General features: G+C 71.3%; 24 protein-coding genes. 13 read left to right on the top strand and 11 right to left on the bottom strand.

What is annotated here, in order from left to right; all coding sequences use genetic code 11:
• Positions 1–41: 41 nt before the first annotated feature.
• Positions 42–983: a dTDP-4-dehydrorhamnose reductase gene (rfbD, locus tag SACXIDRAFT_RS06740; protein WP_006237772.1), complete on the top strand. Its 942-nt coding sequence runs from the start codon at positions 42–44 to the stop codon at positions 981–983.
• Here the strand turns inward: rfbD and SACXIDRAFT_RS06735 are convergent.
• Genes SACXIDRAFT_RS06735 through SACXIDRAFT_RS06725 form a run of 3 tightly spaced genes read right to left on the bottom strand, consistent with a single transcriptional unit; the run spans position 959 to position 5,591 of the window.
• Entirely contained in the window at positions 959–2,044 is a 1,086-nt protein-coding gene (locus SACXIDRAFT_RS06735) for a glycosyltransferase family 4 protein (protein ID WP_006237771.1), read from the bottom strand. The two genes, rfbD and SACXIDRAFT_RS06735, sit on opposite strands and share 25 nt — an antisense overlap.
• Positions 2,037–4,580: a glycosyltransferase gene (locus SACXIDRAFT_RS06730; RefSeq protein WP_040922514.1), complete on the bottom strand. Its 2,544-nt coding sequence runs from the start codon at positions 4,578–4,580 to the stop codon at positions 2,037–2,039. The genes SACXIDRAFT_RS06735 and SACXIDRAFT_RS06730 overlap by 8 nt, the downstream gene beginning before the upstream one ends.
• Positions 4,581–4,610: 30 nt before the next feature.
• Positions 4,611–5,591 (bottom strand): glycosyltransferase family 2 protein, encoded by a 981-nt coding sequence (locus SACXIDRAFT_RS06725; protein ID WP_006237769.1) that lies wholly within the window; start codon positions 5,589–5,591, stop codon positions 4,611–4,613.
• Between the two features lie 40 nt (positions 5,592–5,631).
• Between SACXIDRAFT_RS06725 and SACXIDRAFT_RS06720 the strand changes: the two genes are divergently transcribed.
• The 4 genes from SACXIDRAFT_RS06720 to SACXIDRAFT_RS06705 all read left to right on the top strand — a co-directional run bounded on the left by SACXIDRAFT_RS06720 (position 5,632) and on the right by SACXIDRAFT_RS06705 (position 9,331).
• Positions 5,632–6,792 carry a glycosyltransferase family 4 protein gene (locus SACXIDRAFT_RS06720; RefSeq protein ID WP_006237768.1) on the top strand — a complete coding sequence of 387 codons (1,161 nt, stop codon included), beginning with the start codon at positions 5,632–5,634 and terminating at the stop codon, positions 6,790–6,792.
• 9 nt (positions 6,793–6,801) lie between these two features.
• A complete protein-coding gene (locus tag SACXIDRAFT_RS06715; protein WP_006237767.1) occupies positions 6,802–7,950 on the top strand; it encodes a glycosyltransferase family 4 protein in 1,149 nt (382 codons plus the stop codon).
• Between the two features lie 143 nt (positions 7,951–8,093).
• Positions 8,094–8,318 carry a hypothetical protein gene (locus SACXIDRAFT_RS06710; protein ID WP_006237766.1) on the top strand — a complete coding sequence of 75 codons (225 nt, stop codon included), beginning with the start codon at positions 8,094–8,096 and terminating at the stop codon, positions 8,316–8,318.
• A 134-nt stretch (positions 8,319–8,452) separates the two neighbouring features.
• Positions 8,453–9,331: a glycosyltransferase gene (locus SACXIDRAFT_RS06705; RefSeq protein ID WP_006237765.1), complete on the top strand. Its 879-nt coding sequence runs from the start codon at positions 8,453–8,455 to the stop codon at positions 9,329–9,331.
• Between the two features lie 46 nt (positions 9,332–9,377).
• Here the strand turns inward: SACXIDRAFT_RS06705 and SACXIDRAFT_RS06700 are convergent, their stop codons facing one another.
• Entirely contained in the window at positions 9,378–9,842 is a 465-nt protein-coding gene (locus SACXIDRAFT_RS06700) for a hypothetical protein (protein WP_040922072.1), read from the bottom strand.
• 155 nt (positions 9,843–9,997) lie between these two features.
• Between SACXIDRAFT_RS06700 and manB the strand changes: the two genes are divergently transcribed.
• Both manB and SACXIDRAFT_RS06690 read left to right on the top strand, forming a co-directional pair.
• Complete coding sequence (manB, locus tag SACXIDRAFT_RS06695; protein ID WP_006237763.1) at positions 9,998–11,077, top strand: mannose-1-phosphate guanylyltransferase; 1,080 nt, start codon at positions 9,998–10,000, stop codon at positions 11,075–11,077.
• Positions 11,070–11,981 (top strand): DNA-3-methyladenine glycosylase family protein, encoded by a 912-nt coding sequence (locus SACXIDRAFT_RS06690; RefSeq protein WP_006237762.1) that lies wholly within the window; start codon positions 11,070–11,072, stop codon positions 11,979–11,981. The genes manB and SACXIDRAFT_RS06690 overlap by 8 nt, the downstream gene beginning before the upstream one ends.
• Here SACXIDRAFT_RS06690 and SACXIDRAFT_RS06685 read toward each other — a convergent pair.
• Positions 11,966–12,688: a GntR family transcriptional regulator gene (locus tag SACXIDRAFT_RS06685; RefSeq protein ID WP_006237761.1), complete on the bottom strand. Its 723-nt coding sequence runs from the start codon at positions 12,686–12,688 to the stop codon at positions 11,966–11,968. The genes SACXIDRAFT_RS06690 and SACXIDRAFT_RS06685 overlap by 16 nt on opposite strands.
• 109 nt (positions 12,689–12,797) lie before the next feature.
• On the opposite strand from SACXIDRAFT_RS06685, the gene SACXIDRAFT_RS06680 reads away from it, so the two are divergent.
• The 3 genes from SACXIDRAFT_RS06680 to SACXIDRAFT_RS06670 are packed head-to-tail and all read left to right on the top strand — an operon-like array spanning position 12,798 to position 15,096.
• The gene (locus SACXIDRAFT_RS06680) at positions 12,798–13,409 is read left to right on the top strand and encodes a 5-oxoprolinase subunit B family protein (RefSeq protein ID WP_006237760.1); all 612 of its coding nucleotides are present in this window, start codon (positions 12,798–12,800) and stop codon (positions 13,407–13,409) included.
• Positions 13,406–14,281, top strand: coding sequence for a 5-oxoprolinase subunit C family protein (locus SACXIDRAFT_RS06675; protein WP_006237759.1), 876 nt, complete (start codon positions 13,406–13,408; stop codon positions 14,279–14,281). Before SACXIDRAFT_RS06680 ends, SACXIDRAFT_RS06675 begins: the two co-directional genes overlap by 4 nt.
• Entirely contained in the window at positions 14,278–15,096 is an 819-nt protein-coding gene (locus SACXIDRAFT_RS06670) for a putative hydro-lyase (RefSeq protein ID WP_006237758.1), read from the top strand. The genes SACXIDRAFT_RS06675 and SACXIDRAFT_RS06670 overlap by 4 nt, the downstream gene beginning before the upstream one ends.
• A 368-nt stretch (positions 15,097–15,464) precedes the next feature.
• Here the strand turns inward: SACXIDRAFT_RS06670 and SACXIDRAFT_RS06665 are convergent, their stop codons facing one another.
• The 4 genes from SACXIDRAFT_RS06665 to cofD are packed head-to-tail and all read right to left on the bottom strand — an operon-like array spanning position 15,465 to position 18,705.
• A complete protein-coding gene (locus SACXIDRAFT_RS06665; protein WP_006237757.1) occupies positions 15,465–15,821 on the bottom strand; it encodes a GntR family transcriptional regulator in 357 nt (118 codons plus the stop codon).
• Between the two features lie 7 nt (positions 15,822–15,828).
• Positions 15,829–16,368, bottom strand: coding sequence for an NUDIX hydrolase (locus SACXIDRAFT_RS06660; RefSeq protein WP_006237756.1), 540 nt, complete (start codon positions 16,366–16,368; stop codon positions 15,829–15,831).
• Positions 16,362–17,708 (bottom strand): coenzyme F420-0:L-glutamate ligase, encoded by a 1,347-nt coding sequence (locus SACXIDRAFT_RS06655; RefSeq protein ID WP_006237755.1) that lies wholly within the window; start codon positions 17,706–17,708, stop codon positions 16,362–16,364. The genes SACXIDRAFT_RS06660 and SACXIDRAFT_RS06655 overlap by 7 nt, the downstream gene beginning before the upstream one ends.
• A gap of 1 nt (position 17,709) precedes the next feature.
• Entirely contained in the window at positions 17,710–18,705 is a 996-nt protein-coding gene (gene cofD, locus SACXIDRAFT_RS06650) for a 2-phospho-L-lactate transferase (protein WP_006237754.1), read from the bottom strand.
• Positions 18,706–19,144: 439 nt separating this feature from the next.
• Here cofD and fdxA point away from each other — a divergent pair, with 439 nt between their 5' ends.
• The 3 genes from fdxA to SACXIDRAFT_RS23525 are packed head-to-tail and all read left to right on the top strand — an operon-like array spanning position 19,145 to position 20,942.
• Entirely contained in the window at positions 19,145–19,465 is a 321-nt protein-coding gene (fdxA, locus tag SACXIDRAFT_RS06645) for a ferredoxin (protein ID WP_006237753.1), read from the top strand.
• The gene (gene dapC / locus SACXIDRAFT_RS06640; protein WP_006237752.1) at positions 19,462–20,553 is read left to right on the top strand and encodes a succinyldiaminopimelate transaminase; all 1,092 of its coding nucleotides are present in this window, start codon (positions 19,462–19,464) and stop codon (positions 20,551–20,553) included. The genes fdxA and dapC overlap by 4 nt, the downstream gene beginning before the upstream one ends.
• Positions 20,554–20,588: 35 nt before the next feature.
• The gene (locus SACXIDRAFT_RS23525; RefSeq protein WP_006237751.1) at positions 20,589–20,942 is read left to right on the top strand and encodes a hypothetical protein; all 354 of its coding nucleotides are present in this window, start codon (positions 20,589–20,591) and stop codon (positions 20,940–20,942) included.
• Between the two features lie 190 nt (positions 20,943–21,132).
• On the opposite strand, the gene dapD is transcribed toward SACXIDRAFT_RS23525, so the two are convergent.
• Both dapD and SACXIDRAFT_RS06625 read right to left on the bottom strand, forming a co-directional pair.
• Positions 21,133–22,131: a 2,3,4,5-tetrahydropyridine-2,6-dicarboxylate N-succinyltransferase gene (gene dapD / locus SACXIDRAFT_RS06630; RefSeq protein ID WP_040922510.1), complete on the bottom strand. Its 999-nt coding sequence runs from the start codon at positions 22,129–22,131 to the stop codon at positions 21,133–21,135.
• Between the two features lie 30 nt (positions 22,132–22,161).
• Positions 22,162–22,596, bottom strand: coding sequence for a hypothetical protein (locus tag SACXIDRAFT_RS06625; RefSeq protein WP_006237749.1), 435 nt, complete (start codon positions 22,594–22,596; stop codon positions 22,162–22,164).

Here is a 22,596-nt window from a genome sequence, read left to right as displayed (position 1 = left end):
CGAAGGGGGAGCGGCCGACCGAGAGAAGGCGGAGGGTGGCGATGAGCCGATCGGACGGAGCCGGTCTTGCGGTGCTGGTGCCGGGAGGCGGCGGACAGCTCGGCCGTGACCTGGTGGCGGCAGCCGACGCACTCGGCGAGCGTGTCGAGGTGATCGCGCCGGGTTCGGCCGACCTCGACGTCACCGAGCCCGGTGCCGTGGTGGAGGCGGTCGCCGACCTCGCCACCGGCGCGGCGCAGGCAGGCAGGCGTGCCGTGGTGATCAACGCCGCCGCCTATACCGCCGTGGACGACGCGGAGGGCAACGAGGAGGCGGCGTTCGCGGTGAACGCGGACGGGCCGAGGATGCTCGCCGCCGTGTGTTCGTCGCGTGGCGTGCCCCTGGTGCACGTGTCAACGGACTACGTGTTCTCCGGTGAGGCCGACCGGCCGTACGAGCCCGGTGACGCGCTGGGGCCGCGCAGCGCCTACGGCCGGACGAAGGCGGCAGGCGAGGACGCCGTCCTGGGGTCCGGTGCGTACGCGTGGGTGGTGCGTACGTCGTGGCTGTACGGCACGTCGGGCCGCAACTTCGTGAAGACGATGATCAATCTGGAGGCTCAGCGCGACAATTTGTCCGTTGTGGACGATCAAGTCGGCAGCCCGACGTACACGGCCGATCTCGCGGCCGGCCTGCTGGAGCTCGCGGGACGGATCGCCGAGGGACGGGGGCCTGAGGCCACGGTGCTGCACTGCACCAACGCGGGGCAGACCACATGGTGTGGCCTCGCGCGCGCGGTGTTCGCCGAACTCGGCGCCGACCCGGAGCGGGTGCGGCCGTGCACGACCGAGGAGTTCCCCCGGCCCGCCCCTCGCCCCGCGTACTCGGTGCTGTCCAACGACGCGTGGATCGGGGCTGGGCTGACTCCACTGCGGCCGTGGCGCGAGGCGCTCACGGCGTTCTTCGCCGACGTGCGTGCTCAGGACTCCACGGCCCTGCGGTAGGCCGCCAATGTCGTTTCCGCGCACCGGCGCCAGGTGAATGCCGCCGCGTGTGCTCTGCGGATCGCCGAAGCCGAGGCGACGTGGGGCTCCGCGACGGCCTTCCGCAGGGCTTCGGTAAGCGCGTCCACCTCGCCGTAGGGCACGAGGTTGGCGAGTCCGCCCGATACCTCGCGCAAGGTCGGGACGTCGGTGCACACGACGGGCACGTCGCACGCCATCGCTTCGAGGACGGGAAGCCCGAAACCCTCGTCCCGTGAAGGCAGCACGAGCGCCGACGCGCCCGCGACGACGCGCTGCAAGTCCACATCGGACAGGTATCCGATGTGTGTCGTGCGCGAGGTGTGTGGGAAGCGGCCGGGGCCCGCGAACACGAGCGGTGGGAGGTCGGGGGCCGCCTCGTGGGCTCGAAGGAGCCAGTCGAGTCCCTTGCGCGGTCCCGCGGCTCCCGCGAAGAGGAGGTATTCGCCGTCGAGCCCGAGCTGCCTGCGTTTCTGCGGGGTGGGTGGCCTTCCGGTGAACCAGCCCGCGTCCACCCCGAGCGGGGTGACCTCGATCTTTTCCCGGTCGATGCCGAGGCGTTCGGCGACCGAGTCCGCGACAGCGGCAGTCGGCGTGCAGATGACGTCGGCGGCCACGGCACCCCGGCGTACCAGGATGGGAAGCTGCCGGTCGCTCGGCGCGAGTTCCTCAGGGGCGTCGAGGAAGGCCAAGTCGTGGATGGTGAGCACGCGGGCCGCGCGCAGCGTGGCCGGCAGCACGAAGTTGGTGCCGTGCACCACGTCGGCCAGTCCGGCGAACATCTCGACGGGAGGGAAGTTCGAGGTGAGCCAGCTCGCTCGCAGCAGCCGCGCCGCGACGGGCAGGCCCCTCGCCTTGACGCCGTGCGGCAGTACCGAACGAAGCCCGCGCCAGCCCCGCAGAGTGAAGGCGACGGCGCGGGTGTCCACATCGGACGTGGAGGCGAGCGCCTCGGACAGCGAGGCCGTGTAGCGCCCGATTCCGGTGCGGTGGCCGAGCAGCGGGGTGCCGTCGAGCAGCACCCGAAGCCGCTGCCTAGCCACGGCGTGCTCCCCGCAGAGCCAGCTTCCTCACCCGGCCCGCGACACGGCGGGCGAGTTCCGCAGGCCCGCCGTCGGCGAGGTAGGTCCTGATGAGGTCGAGGTCGCGGCGCACCGATTCGATTCTCCCCAGCGGCGGTGCGGGTGCGAGGTGACCGGCGCCGGGAAGGCGGTCCGCGGCGGGGTGGGGGTCGCGGCAGAACTCCACGAGCGGGCGAAGCACGTTGGGCCACGTGAACCGTTCCGCCACGGCCACCATGCGGTCGCGACAGGCGGCGGCGAACTCGGTGTCGTAGAGGCAACGCTCCAGCGCCTCGGCCAGTGCCTTGTGGTCCTGCGCGGGCACGACCACGCCGAGTCGTTCCTCGCGCACGAGGTCGGCGAGCGCGTCGCCGTCGGTGGTGACGATGGGAAGGCCCGTCCACAGGTAGTCGAGCACCCTGGTGCGGAACGCGAACATCGTCTCGACGTGCTCGTAGTGGGTTGTGACCCCGCAGTCGGCGTCGAGCAGCCAGTTCTGCCGCTCGTCGTAGGGAACCCACTGCTCGTTGAAGAACACGTGCTTGCCGGTGAGCCCGAGTTCCTCGGACAGCCTCCGCGTGCGCTCGGCGATGTCCATCTCGCCGACCTCGGGGTTCGGGTGTTTCATGCCGAGGAAGACCAGCCGCGCGTCGGGGTGCTCCTCGCGGAGTGTTCCGAAGGCACGCACGAGGGTCAGCGGGTCGAACCAGCTGTAGACGCCGCCTGCCCACAGCACCACCCTGTCGTCGTCGGCGAGACCGAGGGTGGAGCGCAGTCCGGGGCCCGTGCGGCGGGGCGGCTCGGGCGGAAGGCCGAACGGCACCACGGCGAGCAGCGACCGGGTCGTGGGGTCGGCGTCGTAGAGCTGGGGAGACAGCCTGCCGAGCGCGGTGAGATGCCCCAGCCACAGATGCCGCTGCCGCTCGGAGGCACACAGGAAGAAGTCGCCGCGTTCCAGTTGGGCGTCGAGGACTCGGGTGACCCCGGCGAGGTCGGCCTCACGGCGGTCGTCCGGAGCGTCCTTGCCCTGTTCGAGGAGTTCGAGGTGCATGGGGTCGTAGACGTCGCAGACGACGATCTTGTGCGCGTACTCCTGCTTGAGCGACGGTGCCAGTTCGAGGACGTGGCCTTGCAGGATCACGATGTCCGCCCACCCGACGTGGCCTGCGAGGTCGCGCCGTGTCGATCCGGTGACGGCGAAGGGTGCCTTCGGCGGATCGACGACCGGGTTCACGCTCACGAGGCGGACGTCGTGCTCGGCCGACAGCACGGAGGCGATGTTCCACGCGCGGATGGCGGGGCCCGCCATCCGGCTGGTGAGCGTGTCGCCAGTGATGACGCAGACCTTGCGCCGCGCGCCGAACGCCCGCTCGATGCCGAAGACCTCGGTGAGGATGTCGTGCGCGGCGAGGTACCGCGGCAGCGGGTAGGCGGGTTCGAGTGCCTTGCGCAGCAGCGGCAGCAGGTCGGCGTCGGTGCGCACGCGCTTGGCCTGCTCCTCTGCCCTCGCGCGCTGGAGAGCGGGAAGGCGCTCGACGAATGCATCGATGGCCAGCACACCGGCCAGCGAGCTTCGCGACACCGGAACGGGAGTCGTCTCGGGAGGGCCCGCGTGGCAGGCGAGATCGAACGCCTGCGGGTCGAGGTCGCCCCGCGCGGTGGCCCGCCGCACGGCCAGTGCCAGCGCGGCAGGCAGCACCGTCGCCAGCGTCTCGTCGGAGAGGTTCTTGTAGAGGGCGCAGAGCGCGTTGCGTTCCAGCAGGAACGTCTCCCGGCCGCTGTCCGGACTGTCCACTGCGGACATCGTGCCGTGGTGGCGGTGGTAGGCGATGGAGCCGGGCACGTAGCGCACCCGCCAGCCACGCAGGTTGAGCCGCCAGCCGAGATCGACGTCCTCGTAGAACATGAAGAAGTCGTCGTCGAACCCGCCCAGCTCCGCGAACACGTTCGCGCGCACGAACATGGCCGAACCGGTGGCGAACAGCACGTCCTTGGCGGTGTCGTGCTCGGAGTCAGGGAGATCGGCGATCGGGGTGTCGGTATGCCGCTTGTAGCCCATGCCGAACCACGTCAGGCCGCCGTCCACGAAGTCGGCGCGCTCGCCGTCGAGGTCGAGCACCTTGCTCGCCACGGCGCCGACGGCCGGGTCGGCGCGCAGGACCTCCACGGCGGCGTCGATCCAGCGCGGGTGCGGCCTCGCGTCGTTGTTGAGGAAGGCCAGCACCGTGCCCTCGGCGTGGCTCGCGCCGAGGTTGCAGCCTCCCGCGAAGCCGAGATTGCGGTCGGAGGCGATCACCCGCGCGGCGGGCACGGCGGCCCTGATGCGGTCGGCGTCGTCGCCCGGCGAGGCGTTATCGACGCAGATGATCTCCAGCCTCTGCCGGTCGAGTGCGGCCAGCGCGCGCAGGCACGCGATCGTGTCGTCCGCGCCCCGGTAGTTCACCACCACGACCGAGACGAGTGGCTGTGCCGTCCATTCGGCCGTCCGCGCGTGCGGCGCCGTATCCCCCTGGGCCAACACGAAAGCTCCTTCCCGCCCGCGCAAAGACTACTGCCCTGCCCACCGTCGCCAGACGTCCCCTCGGCCCGCCACGCTCCGTCGCCGCACCTCCGCGCGTTGCCGCAGCGCCGAGGGCAGCCGCAGGGCGACCTCGGCCAGCACCCGGCAGCGCGACGAGACGCGGAAGTTCGCGGCTCTGGGCACCGCCGTGCCGCCGTCGCGCCAGGCGAGGACACGGCGCAGCGGCAGCACGGCGGTGAGCGCCGCGAACCGGGCCAGTTGCTCCGCCGCCACCCTTGCCGGTGCGCACCGCAGCAGCATCAGCAGGCGGTTGCGTTCGTTCCAGCGGTGGAACGCGGGGGAGCCGGGGCGCGAGCTGGCACCCTGGCGGTGGACGACGACGGCGTCGTGGGCGACGGCGATGTCATACCCGGCGAGCCGGAGCCGCCATGCCGTGTCGGTGTCTTCGTAGTAGCAGAAGAACCCGGACGGCACGCCGCCGATCGAGCGCAGCACGCCGGTGCGAAGCAGGACCGCGCCACCGCAGAAGCCGAAGGCGCGGCCGGGTGCGGTGAGGTCGGCGCCGTGCCCGTCGGGGGTGAGGCGGACGCCCGCGGAGGCGACCCTGCCGCCGGTGTGCCGCAGCAGCGAGCCGACGGCGGCGAGCCGTGGGTCGGCGAGCAGCGTGTCCTCCAGCGTCCCCAGCCAGCCCGGGGCCGGGACGGCGTCGTCGTTGAGCCATGCCATCAGCGGCGTGGTCACGTGGGGCAGGGCCGCCGCGATACCGCCCGCGTAGCCCGTGTTGCGGGGCAGGCGCAGCACGTGCGGCTTGCTGGGGTGCCGCGCCAGCAGGGCCGCCGTGCCGTCGTCGGACGCGTTGTCCACCACCAGAGTCCGATGTGGACGTTCCTGTGCGGCGAGGCCGTCGAGGCAGCCGGTGATGTGGTCGGCCCCGCGCCAGGTGACCACGACGACGGTGGTGGTGGCGGCGGGGCCCCTCGACGCGGTGTCGGCGGCGCTGGTGGGCACCGGCGCAGGATAGCCCGCGTGACGGCGGCAGAATGACCGCGTGCCGGAACTGGTCGTCGTCGCCGAGCAACTGCTCGCTCCCGTACCCGGCGGCACCGGCCGCTACACCGCGCAACTGCTGCGCGCGCTGGCGGCCACAGCGCCGCGGGGCTGGAGGGTGTCGAGCGTCGTGGCCCGGCACGCCGACGTGGAGGCGGCGCGCGTCGAAGGCGTCGCCGGGCCACGGGTGCTGCCCTTACCTCCGAGGGCGCTGACGGCGGTGTGGGAGGCCGGGATACCGGGGATTCCCCCGCTCGCACTGTGGCCGGGTGGCGACGCCGTCCACGCGCCGACGCCGCTGGCCCCGCCGAGGGCACCTCGTGGGCGCACGCTGTCGGTGACCGTGCATGACACCGTCGCCTTCTCCCACCCGGAAACCCTCACGCCGAGGGGGGCGAGCTGGCACCGGCGCATGATCGCCAGGGCCGCCCGGCGCGCGCACACCCTCGTGGTGCCCACCGAGGCGGTCGCGCGTGACCTGGCGCGCAGGGTTCCCGTACTCGCGCCCACCCGCGTCGCCGGTCACGGTGTCACCGACCTCGGCCAGCCCGTGCCCGTCGCGGGCCTGCCCGCCCGCTACGTGCTCGCCGTGGGCACGGTGGAACCGCGCAAGGGAATCGGCGTGCTCGTCGAGGCCGTCGCCGCGCTCGCGCGGTCGGGCGAGCCCTCCGCCGACGTGCCGCTGGTGCTCGCGGGCCAGCCGGGCTGGGGCGGTCTCGACCCGGTGCGCATCGCCGAAGCGCACGGGCTCACCGGCGAGGAGGTCCGCGTGCTCGGGCGGATCTCCGACGCTGAACTCGCGACCGTGTTGCGCGGCGCGAGCGTCGTGGCCGTGCCGAGCCTCGCCGAGGGCTTCGGGCTGCCCGTGCTGGAAGCGATGGCCACAGGCGTTCCCGTTGTCCACAGCGACGATCCCGCGCTGGCCGAGGTGTCGGCAGGCGCGGCGCTGGTGGTCCCCCGAGGGGACGCGCACGCTCTTGCCGCAGGGCTGCGGCGGGTCCTCACCGACAGCGTTCTGGCCGCGAAACTCGTCGCCGAAGGGCTGCGGCGCGCGGCGGAGTTCACGTGGGAATCGGCGGCGAGGGCAGTCTGGACCAGCCATGCGCATAACGTGAGCAACGGTTTGCCGGATCCGGGTCACCGTCACTCCGCAGGGTCGTAGGCTGCACGGGTGCCCGAACCGCGTGTGTTGATCGACGCCACGGCGGTGCCTGCCGACCGAGGGGGTGTGGGCCGGTACGTCGATTCTCTCGTCGCGGCGCTCGACGAGAGCGGTGCCGGTCCGACCGTGGTGTGCCAGGCCCGTGACGCGCAGCTGTACTCGCAGCTCGCGCCCCGCTCGCGCATCGTGCACACCGCACAGTCGGCTGCCACCCGCACGGCGCGGCTCACGTGGGAACAGACCACGCTGCCCGGCCTCGCCCGCAGGCTCGCCATCGACGTCATTCACTCACCGCATTACACGATGCCGCTGGCCAGCCGCACCGCCTCCGTCGTGACGCTGCACGACGCCACGTTCTTCACCGATCCCGTCCTGCACTCGTCGGTGAAGGCCCGGTTCTTCCGCGCGTGGACGACGACCGCGCTGCGCAAGGCGTCGCTGTGCGTGGTGCCCAGCGTCGCCACCGCCGAGGAGCTGCGCAGGGTCACCAGGGTGCGGGGCGCGGAAATGCACGTGATCCGGCACGGGGTTGACTCCGCCCGCTTCCACCCGCCGTCGCAGGAGGAGATCAAGGCAGCCCGCGACGCCGTGGGGCTCGGGACGATGCCGTACATCGCGTTCCTCGGAGCGCTGGAACCGCGCAAGAACGTCCCCGCACTGATCAGGGGGTTCTCGCTCGCGGTCGCCGACTGCCCCAGCCCTCCCGCTCTCGTGCTGGCGGGGCAGCCGGGCTGGGATTCACAGGTCGAGAACGCCCTCGCCGACGCGCCGCTGCGGTTGAGGGTGATCCGGGCGGGCTACCTGCCGTTCGACACGCTCTCCGGGTTCCTCGGCGGTGCGGACGTCGTGGCGTACCCGAGTCTCGGGGAGGGGTTCGGACTTCCGGTACTGGAGGCGATGGCCTCCGGCGCGTGCGTGCTCACCACCCGCCGCCTCGCCCTGCCCGAGGTCGGTGGCGATGCGGTGGCGTACTGCGGGGTCGGAGCGGGCGACGTCGCCGCGGCCTTGCGGGAGTTGCTCGACGATCCCGCGCGGCGTGCCGAACTGGCTCAGGCCGCGCTGCGGAGGGCGAAGGATTTCTCGTGGACCGCCAGTGCCGAGGCGCACCGGGAGGCGTACGAGCGAGCGTGGCACCGGCACCGGCGCGGGCGGCCGTGAGGAGTCCGGGCTCGTCGCTGTAGGACGAGCGCGTGAATCTCGCATGGCGGGAGGGTGAATCACGCGACGGGGGGTGATCACGCCGGTGGGGTGAGCCACTAGCCTGGCCACTGCAAGATCAACTACTGGTGATGGGAGGCTCAGTGGCCGTTTCCGCGGACCTGGACAAGCAGCTGGACAAGGCGTACGAGAACCTGACCGTGGCCGAGGTGCTGGACGCGCCGGTCGCCGCACTGGCGGGTGTCAGCGAAGGCGACGCCGAGAAGCTGGCCGCCGCGTTCGGGATCAAGACGGTGCGCGATCTGGGGACCAACAACTTCTTCCGGCTCGCCGCGGCGCTGGTGGACATCGACCAGTCGGCCAAGTGAGCCTGTAGCACGCGAAAAACGAGGCGGGGGCGGCGCACCGGTGCCGCCCCCGCCTCGGTGTTCCGCCGGAACCGCACAGCGCGCAGTGCGCAACGGAGTGACGCGAGCCACGACGATTCCGGCCGACGGCCACGGTGCACAATGGCGGGGTGACGGAGTCGAAGACGTACGGTGACGGCCTCGCCGTGGTGACAGTGACCTACTCGCCTGGCAAGACCCTGGACCGATTTCTCGACACACTGGAGAAGGCCACCGAACGCGAGGTCTCGGTGGTGCTCGCCGACAACGGGTCGGTGGACGGTGTCCCCGAGAAGGCGGCTGCCGAGCGGGAGGCCGTTCACTTCGTCCCCACTGGCGGCAATCTCGGCTACGGCGGCGGCGTCAACGCCGGTGTCGCCACCCTCGGCGACGAGGTCGGCTGGATCGTCGTCGCCAACCCCGACCTCGAATGGGACCCCGGCTCGCTGGACGCGCTGCTGGAGGTGGCGCAACGCTGGCCGAGGGGAGGGGCATTCGGCCCGCTGATCCGCGAACCCGACGGCTCGGTGTACCCGTCGGCGCGGCTGCTTCCCTCGCTGGGCAGGGGAATCGGGCACGCCGTGTTCGGCAAGATCTGGCCAGGCAACCCGTGGACCCGCTCGTACCGGCAGGAGAAGGCGGCTCCCACCGAGCGGACCGTCGGCTGGCTCTCCGGCTCGTGCCTTCTCCTGCGCAGAGCGGCGTTCGACTCCGTCGCGGGCTTCGATGACCGCTACTTCATGTACTTCGAGGACGTCGATCTCGGCGACCGGCTGGGCAGGGCGGGCTGGCTCAACGTCTACGCGCCATCGGCGAGTGTCATGCACATCGGAGGGGCGTCCACGTCGAAGGCGTCGGAGCGGATGCTCAGCGCTCACCACACCAGCGCGTACCGCTACCTCGCCGACCGGCATCGGGGCCTGCTGTGGAAACCCGTGCTCGCGGCCGTGAAACTGGGGCTCGCGGTGCGGTTGAAGGTCGAGACCAGAGGCTGACGGGCTGGTTCCGGCGGCCCCGTCACAGGGCCACCGTGTGACCGCGTCACAGTCCTTCGAGCCTGCGCGCGACGAACGACTGGTTCTGCGTGGTCTTGGTGGTGGGTACCAGCCCGCCGTCGGTGTCCGCCGCGCCGGAGCTGTCGGGTGAGGAGCCGCCGGCGCCTGCCGAGGCGTCCGCACCCGCCTTGGCGCCACCTCGGTCGGCCTGCGGCATCGGCACAGGCTGGGTGACGTCGGGCTGGTTGGCCAGCGGCTGCTCCAGCGGCGTCGTCGGCATCGACTCGGAGAGATGCGACCGGCGTCCGACGTCGTTCGCCTCGATCATCGAGGACGGCAGTTTCGTCGTGCTGTCCGGATCGGGTTCGGCGTCGATCCGGCGCACCACCGAACGCGGGATCTGCTGTGTGTTCGCAGCGTCCATCGGTGACGTCATATTGTCCGGCGTGACAACGCCGTCGCGTGCCTGTGCGCGGGCGAGCACGGCGTCCGCGCGGTCGCGGGGATCCATGTCCTCGCACCCCCATACCCTCACCGATGGCCCTCTCCGGACGGGGCCGCCGCCTTCGGCCTCTAGGGTAGGCCCTCGGGCACCCGGCCGTCGAAGGGTTGGGTGTGCTTCGTCATCCGAGTCGATGATGTAGGTATGGGAGGGGTCTGCGCGAGATGACGTCCGTGTCGGGTGCTGATGCCGTGATCCTCGTCGGCGGCAAGGGGACGCGGCTGCGTCCGCTCACCCTTTCGGCGCCGAAGCCGATGCTGCCGACGGCGGGGGTTCCGTTCCTGTCCCACATGCTGTCGCGCATTCGCGCCGCGGGAATTACACACGTGGTGCTCGGCACGTCCTACCGCGCGGAGGTGTTCGAACGGTACTTCGGCGACGGTTCCGCGCTGGGCCTCGACATCGAGTACGTGGTCGAGTCGGAGCCGCTGGACACGGGCGGGGCCATTCGTAACGTCGCCGACCATCTGAGAGCCGACGACGCGGTGATCTTCAACGGGGACATCCTGTCCGGTGCGGACCTCGCGGCGCTGGTCGCCGCCCACCGCACCTCCCGCGCCGACGTGACGTTGCACCTTCAGCGGGTGGACGACCCCTCACGGTTCGGTTCGGTGCCCACCGCCGACGACGGCCGTGTGACCGCGTTCCTCGAGAAGACACCGAACCCGCCGACCGATCAGATCAACGCGGGATGTTACGTGTTCCGCAGGTCGGTGATCGAGGAGATTCCGGCAGGCCGCCGCGTCTCGGTGGAGCGCGAGACGTTCCCCGGACTGCTGGAGCGGGGACGGCATGTGCACGGGTTCGTTGACGATTCGTACTGGCTCGACGTCGGTACCCCTGAGGCTTTCGTGCGTGGTTCGGCGGATCTCGTCACGGGCATCGCGCCGTCGGCGGCTCTTCCCGGCCCCGCCGGGCAGCGGCTGGTGCTCGACGGCGCGGTGGTCGCCGGTGACGCCGAGGTGACAGGAGGGTCCACCGTCGGCGCGGGGGCGCGTGTGGCGTCGGGCGCGCGTGTGCGGGGCTCGGTGCTGTTCGACGGCGCGGAGGTCGCCGAGGGCGCCGTGGTGGAACACTCCGTGCTCGGCGCGGGAGCCAGGGTCGGCAAGGACGCGGTGCTGCGCGGTGTCGTGCTGGGCGACAGGGCGGTCGTGGGGGCGGGGTGCGAACTGCTCGACGGCGCCAGGGTGTGGCCCGAGATCGAACTGCCCGATTCCGCGATCCGGTTCTCCAGCGATGCCTGAGGTGTCCCGCAGCCTGACGCTGCCGTTCCCGCTCGACGTCAGGGGTGTGCTGGCGCCCCTGCGGAGAGGCAGGGGCGATCCGTGCCTTCGCCATGACGAGGGTGGACGGACGTGGGTCGCCGCCAACACCCCCGACGGTCCCGGCACGCTCGTCCTCCGTGTGCGCGGCGACGGGACCGTGGAGGCACGGGCGTGGGGCGACGGCGCGGGCTTCCTGCTCGACGGGCTGCCCGCCCTGTTGGGCGCAGCCGACGACGACACCGGGTTCGTCGCACACCACGACGTCGTCGCCGAGGCCCGCCGTCGTTCGCCGCTGCTGCGGCTGACCAGCACGGGGCGGGTGTGGGACGCGCTCGTGCCCGCCGTGCTGGAGCAGAAGGTCACGACACATGAGGCGCGCAGGTCGTGGCGGGAGTTGTGCCGCTGGTTCGGCGAACCGGCGCCCGGCCCCGCGCCCGCAGGGCTGCGGGTGCCCCCGAGCGCTGCCGCGATCCGGTCCGTCACCGAATGGCAGTGGCACAGAGCCGGGGTCGATTTGCGGCGGCGCACGACCCTGGTGGCCGCCGCGCGCGTCGCGTCCCGGCTGGAGCGGGCCGCCGCCCTGCGCGGGGAACGCGGTCGCGCGCTGCTGCGGGCGGTTCCCGGCATCGGCGTGTGGACGGCGGCCGAGATCGCGCAGCGGGCGTGGGGAGACCCCGACGCCGTGAGTTTCGGCGACTTCCACGTGCCGTCGATCGTCGGGTACGCCCTGCTGGGCCGCCCGCTGGACGACGAGGGCATGGCGGAGGTGCTGGCGCCGTACGCGCCGCAGCGGCAGCGGGTCGTGCGGTACCTGGAGGCGGCGGGGCACACCCGGCCGAGGTTCGGGCCCCGCTACCCGGTGCGGGACTACCGCGCCATGTGAGCGCCTTCCGGGCCGCCTGACTCGGCGAATGCGGAGACGAGCTGGGCCTCCGCCTTGTCGAAGTAGTCCTCCAACGCCCGTTCCGCCTCGGCAAGGCGGCCGTCGAGGACCAGCGTGGTGATCTCACGGTTGAACCCGAGGTAGGGCTCGTGGAAGTCGCGGGGCCGGGACATGACGTGGAAGGCGAGACGCAGCTCGGCCAGCAACTGCCGCATCAGCTCGTCAACGCGCGGGCTGCTCGCCAACCCGCCGACAGCCTGATGGAACCGCATGTTCGCGGTGCCGACGTCCACCCAGCGCTCTTCGGCATAGGCCCGCTCGCCCTCGGAAACGGCGGCATCCAGCGCGGCGATGCGCTCCTCGCCTGCTGTCCCCGCCAGCCGGACTGCGCGGGTCTCCAGCATGCGCCGCACCCGGTACAGGTCGGCGACGTCGCCGGCGCCGGGCACCCGCACGAACACGCCCCTGTGAAACTCGTGGACGAGCAGCCTTTCGTGGACCAGCAGCCGGAACGCCTCGCGGAGGGTGTTGCGGGACACCGACAGCGCTCGCCCCGCGTTCTCCTCCGACAGCCGGGTTCCAGGTGGCAGGGCGCCTTCGATGATCCGCTGGCGCAGCACGTCGGCCACGCGTTCCGCCGTGCTCGTCCTGTCGAGCAACGCGCGATCACCCGTGAGCAGGTCCACCCACGGGTCCGTGCCAGTCATGCGACCTCCCCCTTCGCCGTCCCGCAGGATATCAGTGGGACCGCACAAGGGTCTTGCAGGATTGTTCAACAATTCGATACGGTCGAGCGATCGACACGAAGGTGGTGACATGCACCTGCTGCCGTGCGGTGACACGGGTCTGCTCGTGGAACTCGACGACCTCGCGCAGGTCACGGCCCTGCACGCGGCCCTTCGTGCCGACTCTCCCCCCGGAGTCGTCGATCTGGTGCCCGCGGCCAGGACGCTGCTGGTGCGATTCGACCCCCGCACGCTGGACCGCGCCGCCGTGGAGCGCGCTGTGCGGGCCGCCCGGCCTGTCCGCACCTCCCACACCGGGGAGGACGTCGTCGAGATTCCCGTGTCCTACGACGGCGACGACCTCGCCGAGGTCGCGGGTCTTCTCGGGCTCGCACCCCGCGAGGTCGTCGCCGCGCACACCGGAGCGTGCTGGTCGGTGGCATTCGGTGGGTTCGCCCCCGGCTTCGGATACCTGACCGCCGACGAGTGGTCCCACGACATTCCCCGCCGCGCCGAGTCACGCACGGCGGTGCCGGAAGGCGCGGTGGCTCTGGCGGGTCCGTTCAGCGGCGTGTACCCGCGATCGTCGCCGGGCGGCTGGCAGTTGATCGGGCGCACGGAGGTGACGCTGTGGGACACCGGTCGCGAGCCGCCCGCTCTGCTGCGGCCGGGTGTGCGGGTGCGGTTCGTGGAGGCAGGGTGAGCACGCGAGGCGGCCCGGGACTGGAGATCGTCGCCACGGGACCGCTCGCCACCGTGCAGGACCTCGGCAGACCCGGCCTCGCAGGGATCGGCGTCGGCGCCTCGGGCGCGGCCGACCGCGCGGCACTGCGACTGGCGAACCGGCTCGTCGGCAACCCCGAGGGTGCCGCCGCCGTCGAGGTGACGCTGGGCGGCTTCGCCGCCGTGGCGCTGGTCGATATGACCGTGGCCGTCACCGGAGCACCGTGCCCGGTCGCCGTGGGAAGCAGGGGCGGCGCGGTCAACGCCGTCGTGCGTGTGCGGGCGGGCGAGTGCCTGCGGCTGGGAGTGCCCGAACGCGGGCTGCGCAGTTACGTCGCCGTGCGGGGCGGTCTCGCCGTGGAGCCGGTGCTCGGCTCCGCCTCCACCGACGTGCTCTCCGGCGTCGGCCCGCCCCCGCTCGAAGCCGGGCACACCCTTCCCGTGGGAACGCCGAGCCTGCCGCCTCCACCGGTGGACTTCGCGCCCGTGCCAGCGCTGCCTGCCGAAGAGCTGACCCTGCGGGTCGTGCCGGGGCCGCGCATCGACTGGTTCGCACGGGAGGCGCTGCCGACGCTGCTGGGCGAGCCCTATCACGTGACACCGCGCAGCAACCGGATCGGCATGCGGCTGGACGGCCCCGAGCTGGCCAGGGCACGTGCCGAGGAGCTGCCGAGCGAGGGCATGGTGCCTGGCGCGCTCCAGGTGCCACCGACGGGAAGGCCCACGCTCTTCCTCGCCGACCATCCCGTCACGGGCGGGTACCCGGTCATCGCGGTGGTGGTGTCCTCCGACGTCGATGCGGCGGCGCAGGCGAGGCCGGGAACGCGGGTGCGATTCGTGGAGGCGGCATGACGGAACGGCAGCACACTCCGAAATGGAATGACGAGCAGGGGGACCCAGGACCGGCACCGCAGCGGGCGAGGGAGCGATTCCGCTCGGGCGTGCGGGTCCCCACGGCGGGGCTCTGTCCAGGATGGACGCAGGCGAACCTCATCAGCGTTCCGCGCGAGCTCGCGTACGACGTTCTCCTGTTCGCTCAGCGCAACCCGAAACCGTGTCCGGTGCTCGACGTCACCGAACCCGGCGACGTGCGGGCGTCGATCTTCCCCGGTGATCTGCGCACGGACCTGCCAGCCTACCGCGTCTACCGCGACGGCGAGTTCGTCGAGGAACGCACCGACGTGTCGGATCTCTGGCGCGACGACCTCGTGTCCTTCCTCATCGGGTGCAGTTTCACCTTCGAGTCGGCGCTGGTGGAGGCGGGAGTGCCGGTGCGGCACATCGAGCAGGGCCGCAACGTGCCGATGTATGTGACCGATCGCGAATGCAGGCCCGCAGGCGGTATGGCCGGCCCGCTGGTGGTGTCGATGCGCCCTGTTCCCGCCGCGGCCGTGGCGACGGCGGTGCGGGTGACCTCCCGCTACCCCGGCGTCCACGGTGCTCCCGTGCACGTCGGCGATCCGGGGGCGCTGGGCATCGCCGATCTGGCTGAACCCGATTTCGGCGACGCCGTGGACGTCAGGGACGGGGAGGTGCCGGTGTTCTGGGCCTGCGGCGTGACACCCCAGGCCGCCGTGATGCGCTCGCGTCCCCCTTTCGCCATCAGCCACGCGCCGGGCCACATGGCGATCACCGACCTCAAGGACGCCACCCTCCAAGTCCCCTGACCGTGTCCGCACTTCCTGCACGAGTGCCTGCACTTCCTGTACCCGTGTCCGCACTTCTCGTACGTGTGTTGGTACCTCTCGTACGTGTGTTGGTACTTGCTGTACGTGCGCCTGCATTTCTGTACGGGTTGCGCGGAGTCGCCGGCGCACGGGCACGGGCTGCGGATATCTGTGCACCGGGTGCGACGGCAGACGTGCGAAGGAGCCGACACACACGCACCAGGTGCGGACACCTGTGCACCACCTGCCAACACCTGTGCACCAAGTGCCAACACCTGTGCATCAAGTGCCAACGCCTGTGCATGAAGTGCGGACACGGGTGCATGGGGTGCCAACACCTGTTCATGAGGTGCGGACACGCCCGGCCGTCAGGCTTCGAGGGCCGCTTTCACGATGGCGAGGGCTTCGTCCGGGGGGAGGCCGAGCGCGCGGACCTGCTCGGCGTAGGCCGACGCCGCGTCCCGCGCACGCTGCCTCGTCGTATCGCCGGAGGCGCCGACGAACGTCCCGGCCCTTCCCCTGGTCTCCAGCAGCCCCGCCTCCTCCAGCTCACGGTAGGCGCGGGCGATGGTGCCCGGGGCTATCCCGAGTTCGGCCGCCAGTTTCCGCACGGTGGGCAGCTTGGTGCCCACCGCAAGTTCGCCGTCCAGGATCTGCCGTGAGATCTCCGACTTGACCTGCTCGTACGGCGGTGTCCCCGACCCGGGTTCGAGGCGAATGATCACGGCTTCCTCACCGGTCGAGTGCGCGGGCGAGGAGTTCCGTGAGGTCCTCCGTCTCCGGAGGCAGCTCGGTGACCGGCCACCAGCGCAGGTCGTCGGACTCGGCGCTGACCACCGGTTGCGCTCCCTCGGGTGCCCTCGCCACGAACCGCACGTCGAAGTGCCGTGTCGGCACGCCGAGCGAACACGTCACCGGATGCACGTCGAGATGCACCGGTTCGGGATCGAGTGTCAGGCCGTCGATCCCGGATTCCTCCGTGGCCTCCCGCAGTGCCGCGGCGAAGAGCGAGGTGTCCTCCGGCTCGCAGTGGCCGCCGAGTTGCAGCCAGCGCCCCACCCTGGGGTGCAGTGTCAGCAGGACATGCTCACCCCTCGCGTCGAGCACCACCGTGGACGCGGTGAGATGCCCTGCCACGCACGAGCGCGAGCAGGCGTCCTCGCGGGCGGCCAGGAAGCCAAGGTAGCCCTGGCGCAGTGACTCCTGCGCCGCGTCGCCGGGTTTCCATGCCTCCAGGGTCGCCGTCGCGTCGGCGTGCAGCGCGTTCACCATTCCACCAGTCCTTCGTCGAGGTCACGGGGTTGCCGTGGGGACAGCGGGGTCGCCGGATGTCCGATCGCGACCGCGCCGAGAGGCTGCCAGTGTCCTTCGAGCCCGAGCGTGCGCCGCACCGTGTCGGCGGCGAAGATTGTCGATCCGATCCAGCAGGAGCCGAGTCCCTCGGCGGCGAGTGCCACCAGCAGTGCCTGGACGGCGGCGCCACCGGCCACCGTGAACATCGTGCGTTCACAGTCGTTGCGCCGGTCGTCGCGGTAGGTGTGCGCTCCTTCGGGGACGAGGAACGGCACGATCACCTCAGGTGCGGTGTACAGGATGTCGCCCCTGCTCAGTCTGCGGGCGATCTGCTCCTCGGTGAACCCGTCGCTCGCGAGGTCCGCGCGCCATGCCTCGCGCATGGCGTCGAGCAGTTTCTCCCGTTCGGCCCTCGTGCGCAGCCAGCCGAACCGCACCGGCCTGGTGTGGTGGGGCGCGGGCGCGGTGAGTGCTGCGGCGACGGCACGCCGCAGCGTCTCGGGGGCAACGCGCTCGGCTGTGAACTCGCGTACCGAGCGGCGTGTGAGCACCGCTTCCCTGCGCCCCTGGGCGAGAGCTTCGGCTGTGCCGAGGCGGAAAAGGTCCTCCTCGGTGGGGCGCACGAGGTCGCGGGCGGTGGCCGCGCCGGGCACGTCGTCACCGACGGTCAGTCCCCGCACCACGGCGACGGGCACGGCCTTCAGCTTGCCCTTCACCAGGTCGGCCGCGGCGGCGACCTCGTCGGCCACGGCGATCTCGGTGACGGCGAGTTCGTTGCCCTGCCGGTCAGTCTCGCCCGCGTACGACCGCAGAACGCGAAGGCCGGACGAGCCGATGGCGGCGTCGGTCTGGCCGACGCGCCAGGCGCGGCCCATCGTGTCGGTGATGACGACGGCGACCTCGACGCCGAGCCGTTCCCGGAGGCCGTTGCGCAGTGCCAGCGCGGAGGCGTCCGGATCGCTCGGCAGCAACGCGATCTCACCGGAGTCCACATTGGAGGTGTCGATGCCCGAGGCCGCCTGTACGACGCCGAGGGAGTTCTCCGTGATGACCGTGCGGCCGATGCGGGCGAGCACCCGCACGGCTTCCCGCTCAACGAGCTTGCGCCGTTCGGCGTCGCGTTCGGCCGCGTCGCCGGGGACGCGCACCAGCCTGCCTTCGACCTTGGACACGACCTTGCTCGTCACCACCACGACGTCGCCGGAACGCAGCCACGGCGCGGTGCGGGCGACGGCACCGGTCAGGTCGTCGCCGGGACGGAACTCCGGAAGCCCTTCGACAGGGAGGATCTCGATCCGGTCCGCCGCGTGCTCAGTCACCTCAGTCACCGTCCACCCCGGCCAGATCGAGAGCCGCCCGCGCCATGTCCGCCGTCGCCTCCACGTCGGACATGATCAACGGCACGGCGCGCACCGCCACTCCCGGCACGTCCACCGACTCCCCCTTGTGGACGAGCCAGCCGTCGAGGAGCCCCTCCTCGGACGTCTGCCGGGAGCCGTAGTGCCTCCCGACTCCTTCGGCCGACGTCTCGACACCGATCGCGGAAAGGCAGGCGTCCGCCATCCCCCTCAGCGGCCTGCCGCCGATGATGGGGGAGACACCCACCACGCCTGCCTTGGTGGCTCGCAGCGCGTCCCGCACGCCGGGCACGGCCAGCACCGTGCCCACCGACACCACCGGGTTGGACGGGGCGAACAGCACGGCGTCGGCCTCCTCGATGGCGGCGAGGACGCCGGGAGCGGGTTCGGCCTCCTCCGCTCCGACGGGCACGATGGTGTGCGCGGGAAGCGCGGCCTTGTACCGCACCCACCATTCCTGGAAGTGCAGCGCCTTGCGCTGGCCGGGGTCGTCGGGATCGTCCACGACGACGTGGGTCTCCACGCGGTCGTCGGTCACGGGAAGGAGCCGGACGCCGGGCTTCCAGCGGTCGCACAACGCTTCGGTGACAGCCGACAGTGGGTAACCGGCACGCAGCATGCGGGTCCTGACGAGGTGCGTGGCGATGTCCTTGTCGCCGAGCGCGAACCACGTCGGATCGGCGCCGTAGGCCTCCAGTTCCGTCTTGACGGTCCACGTCTCGTCGGCGTGCCCCCAGCCGCGTTCGGGGTCAACCCCGCCGCCGAGCGTGTACATGCAGGTGTCGAGATCGGGGCAGATGCGAAGTCCGTGCATCCACACGTCGTCGCCGGTGTTGACGAGCGCGGTGATGCGGTGTGCGGATTCGGCCTCCCCGACAGGGGGAAGGCCGAGCGCGGCCTTGACCCCGAGGAGGAACCGGGCTCCGCCCACTCCGCCGACGACGACGACAACCTTCACTGTGCTGGCCTCTTCTTCCTCGAATCAAACTCGAGCGCTACCGGTGCCCGATCCTCGCACGGGACGCGGCCGTGACAGTGGTGGTGTTCCACAAATCCGGGGAGTTCCGTGCGGGGTGACCACGGGGAATCCTCGACGGGTGCGCACCGGCGACCCGGCACCTCCGCCGAGTGGGCCAACTCACATCGTCCGGTGTCGCCGCCCGGTCGCCACGGGGCGGCAGCACCGCCGTCGCGGGAGAGGTGCTCGATACCGGTGGTGTCGTTCACAATGAAGGAGCTACCAGCGACGGCGTTCAGCGGGGAGGGTTCGCCGCGATCCGGTGTTCACTCAGTAACACGCCGACGTCGCCGCCGTGGCGTCGGCATAGGATGCGCATGCGGAACAGCCGGATTGTCCGGCGACAAGGCCAGACCGAAAAGACAAGCAGGAGCAAGCAGTGACCTACGTGATCGCCGAGCCCTGCGTCGATGTGCTCGACAAGGCATGCATCGACGAGTGCCCCGTGGACTGCATCTACGAAGGCGAGCGGATGCTCTACATCCACCCCGACGAGTGCGTTGACTGCGGGGCCTGCGAGCCGGTCTGCCCGGTCGAGGCCATCTACTACGAGGACGACGTGCCGGACGAGTGGGCCGCCTACACCAAGGCCAACGCCGACTTCTTCGACGAGCTCGGCTCGCCGGGTGGTGCCGCGAAGGTCGGCAAGACGGCTCACGACCCGCAGTGGATCAAGGACCTGCCCCCGCAGGGCGAATGAGAGGGCCCGCGCTTCCCGACTTCCCCTGGGATTCCCTTGCCGAACCCGCCGCGACGGCACGTGCCCACTCCGGCGGGATCGTGGACCTCTCGGTGGGGACGCCGGTGGACCCGGTGGCCGACAGCATCAGGGCCGCGCTCGCCTCGGTGTCGGATGTTCCCGGATATCCCGCGACGCACGGCACGCCCGCGTTGCGGGAGGCGGCGGTTGGGGCGCTGAGGCGAAGGCACGGTGTGTGGGGCATCGAGCCGGATGCGGTACTTCCCACCATCGGGTCGAAGGAACTGGTCGCCTGGCTGCCCACGTTGCTCGGGGTCGGAGCGGGCGACACCGTGGTCATCCCTGAGCTGGCCTATCCGACGTACGAGGTCGGTGCTCTCCTCGCAGGCGCCGCCGTGGCGCGGACGGACGGGCTCACCGCACTCGGTCCCGCGCGGCCGAAGCTGCTGTGGGTGAATTCGCCGTCCAACCCCACCGGCAAGGTTCTGGGACTCGCGCACCTGCGCAAGGTCGTCGAGTGGGCGAGGCAACGGGGAACCGTGGTGGTGTCCGACGAGTGCTATCTGGCGCTCGGCTGGGAGTCCGACCCGGTGTCGATCCTGCACCCCGACGTCCACGGTGGCAGCCTCGACAACCTGCTGGCCGTGCACTCGCTGTCGAAGTCGGCCAACCTCGCCGGGTATCGCGCCGGTTTCGTCACCGGCGACCCCACGCTGGTGCGCGGTCTGCTGGCTGTCCGCAAGCACGCGGGAATGATCGTGCCGAGGCCGGTGCAGGAGGCCATGACGGTGGCGCTGAACGACGACGAGGCGTTGCGCGAACAGCGTGCCCGCTACGCGGCGCGACGGGCCGTACTGCGGCCGGCGCTGGAGCGGGCCGGGTTCCATATCGACGACTCCGAGGCGGGGCTGTACCTGTGGGCGACCCGGGGCGAGCCCGCACGGGAGACGGTGGACTGGCTGGCCCGCCGCGGCATCCTGGTCGCGCCGGGCACCTTCTACGGGCCGAGGGGCGGCGAGCACGTCAGGGTGGCGTTGACGGCGACCGACGAGAGGGTCAACGCCGCAGCCGAACGCCTCGCGGAGTAGCGCGAGAGGCCGTAACGAGCACCGACCGTGGCCGGGTGGCGAAGCCGCTGCCCGGCCACAGTGCTGCCGGAAGGCTCGTCAGCGAGGCCGTGTCTTCGAGCAGTGACGCCGTCCGGGGCTGGCAGGAGCTGCTGCCAGCGGCACCGGGCAACCTGCGGAAGGTCTGGGACCTCCTGCGGCACGAACCGGGAGAACTGTCCGGGCTCTCACCGTTACGTCACCATCGGTTGAAATACGACCTCGCAGTCGGCAGGCACGGTGGTCGGGAGCTTCCCCTGTGGCAGATCGAGGTCACCGGCGGCGGGCGGATTTGGTACCTCGTTGACGAGGAGAACCGCACCGTCTGGCTTCGATATGCCGGTACCGGCCATCCGAAGCGCACCGACTGAACCTCGCTATATACCCGAGTGGTCGTGCTGTACGGGCGCACAGCAGCGGGGCGATACGTCCTCCCCGCCATCGTCACAGCGCGTGACATGACTGAGGGAGAAGCGAACGTTCAAGCAAAAACCCCGAAGAAGGGGCGAGGGCCGCGGGTGCCTCGGCGGCGACCCACGGCCCTCACGGCATTCGCCGGTGTCAGTCGTTGGCGTGCAGGGCGGCGTTGAGTTCCACGCCTGCGCCGGTGCGTTCGACGGCCTCCACCGCTCCGGTGGCGGAGTTGCGCCGGAAGAGGGCCCCCGAGATGCCGGAGAGGTCGCGAGCCTTCACCGTGCGGCCCTGGAAGATCACCTTCGTTCCTGCCGTGACGTAGAGGCCTGCCTCGACGACGGAGTCGTCACCGAGGGAGATGCCAACACCGCCGTTGGCACCGATGAGGCAGCGCTCGCCCAGCGAGATGACCTCCTTGCCACCGCCGGACAGCGTGCCCATGATCGAGGCGCCGCCGCCGATGTCGGTGCCGTCGCCGACCACGACGCCCGCGGAGATGCGGCCCTCGACCATCGAGGCGCCGAGCGTGCCCGCGTTGAAGTTGACGAAGCCCTCGTGCATGACGGTGGTGCCGCTCGCGAGGTGGGCGCCGAGGCGCACGCGATCGGCGTCGCCGATACGCACGCCACTGGGCAGCACGTAGTCCACCATCCGGGGGAACTTGTCGATGCTGTGAACGGTCACCGGGCCCCTGGCGCGCAGCCGCATGCGCGTCGCTTCGAAACCCTCGACGGGGCACGGGCCGTGATTGGTCCACACGACGTTCGACAGGTGGCCGAAGACGCCGTCGAGGTTCTGGCCGTGCGGGCGAACCAGGCGGTGGGAGAGCAGGTGCAGCCGCAGGTACACGTCGTGCGCGTCGGCGGGTGCCTCCGCGAGCGACGCGATGGTGGTGCGCACGGCGACGACCTCGACGCCGCGAGCGTCGTCACGGCCGAGTACAGCGGTGGCCGCCGCGCCGAGGATCTCGGTGGCCTGCTCCCGCGGCAACCGTTCGGTACCACTGCCACGTCCCCCCGGCTCGCCCGCCTCGACGAGTTTCGGCTGAGGGAACCACGTGTCGAGCACGGTGCCGTCGCTCGTGACAGTGGCGAGGCCGACACCGGTCGCGCCGGTTGTTTCAGGGTTCGGGGTAGCTGTGCTCACGGTGCTCACGGCCGCTACGGTAACCCGCGCTCACCTCGGTCGCGTCGCCACGTCGGGCAGCGCCGACAGCTCTGTGTGCAGGCCCGTCAGCGCCGTGGCCATGTCGGTGAGCGTGGCCGCGCACACATCGGCGTCGCCGCCGTCAGCGCAGTTGTTGCCCCGGTAGGCGCGCACGGTGGCGTCGAGCGTGTCGGCCGCCTCGCGGAGGCCGGGATGGCCGGTCGCGTACTTGCGGGCCGTGCCGGGCACGTTGGACAGCTGCGTGACGTACTTCTCGCACGACGGCGAACGCACCTCCGTCGGAGCGAGGTAGCAGTCGTCCGCCTGCAAGGCGCGGATCTTCACCGCGAGCGCGCCCGGCCCGGGGTCCGGTGAGTTCTTCGGCGTGGGGCCTGCCTCGCGGGAACACCCGGTGACCGCGAACAACGTGGCGGTGAGCAGGACGACACTGACACGGGTACGCAC

The sequence above is a fragment of the Saccharomonospora xinjiangensis XJ-54 genome (genome assembly GCF_000258175.1).
Classification (GTDB): domain Bacteria; phylum Actinomycetota; class Actinomycetes; order Mycobacteriales; family Pseudonocardiaceae; genus Saccharomonospora; species Saccharomonospora xinjiangensis.
Note: the sequence above shows the minus strand (reverse complement) of the source record. Positions and strands in the feature narration are given on the sequence as shown.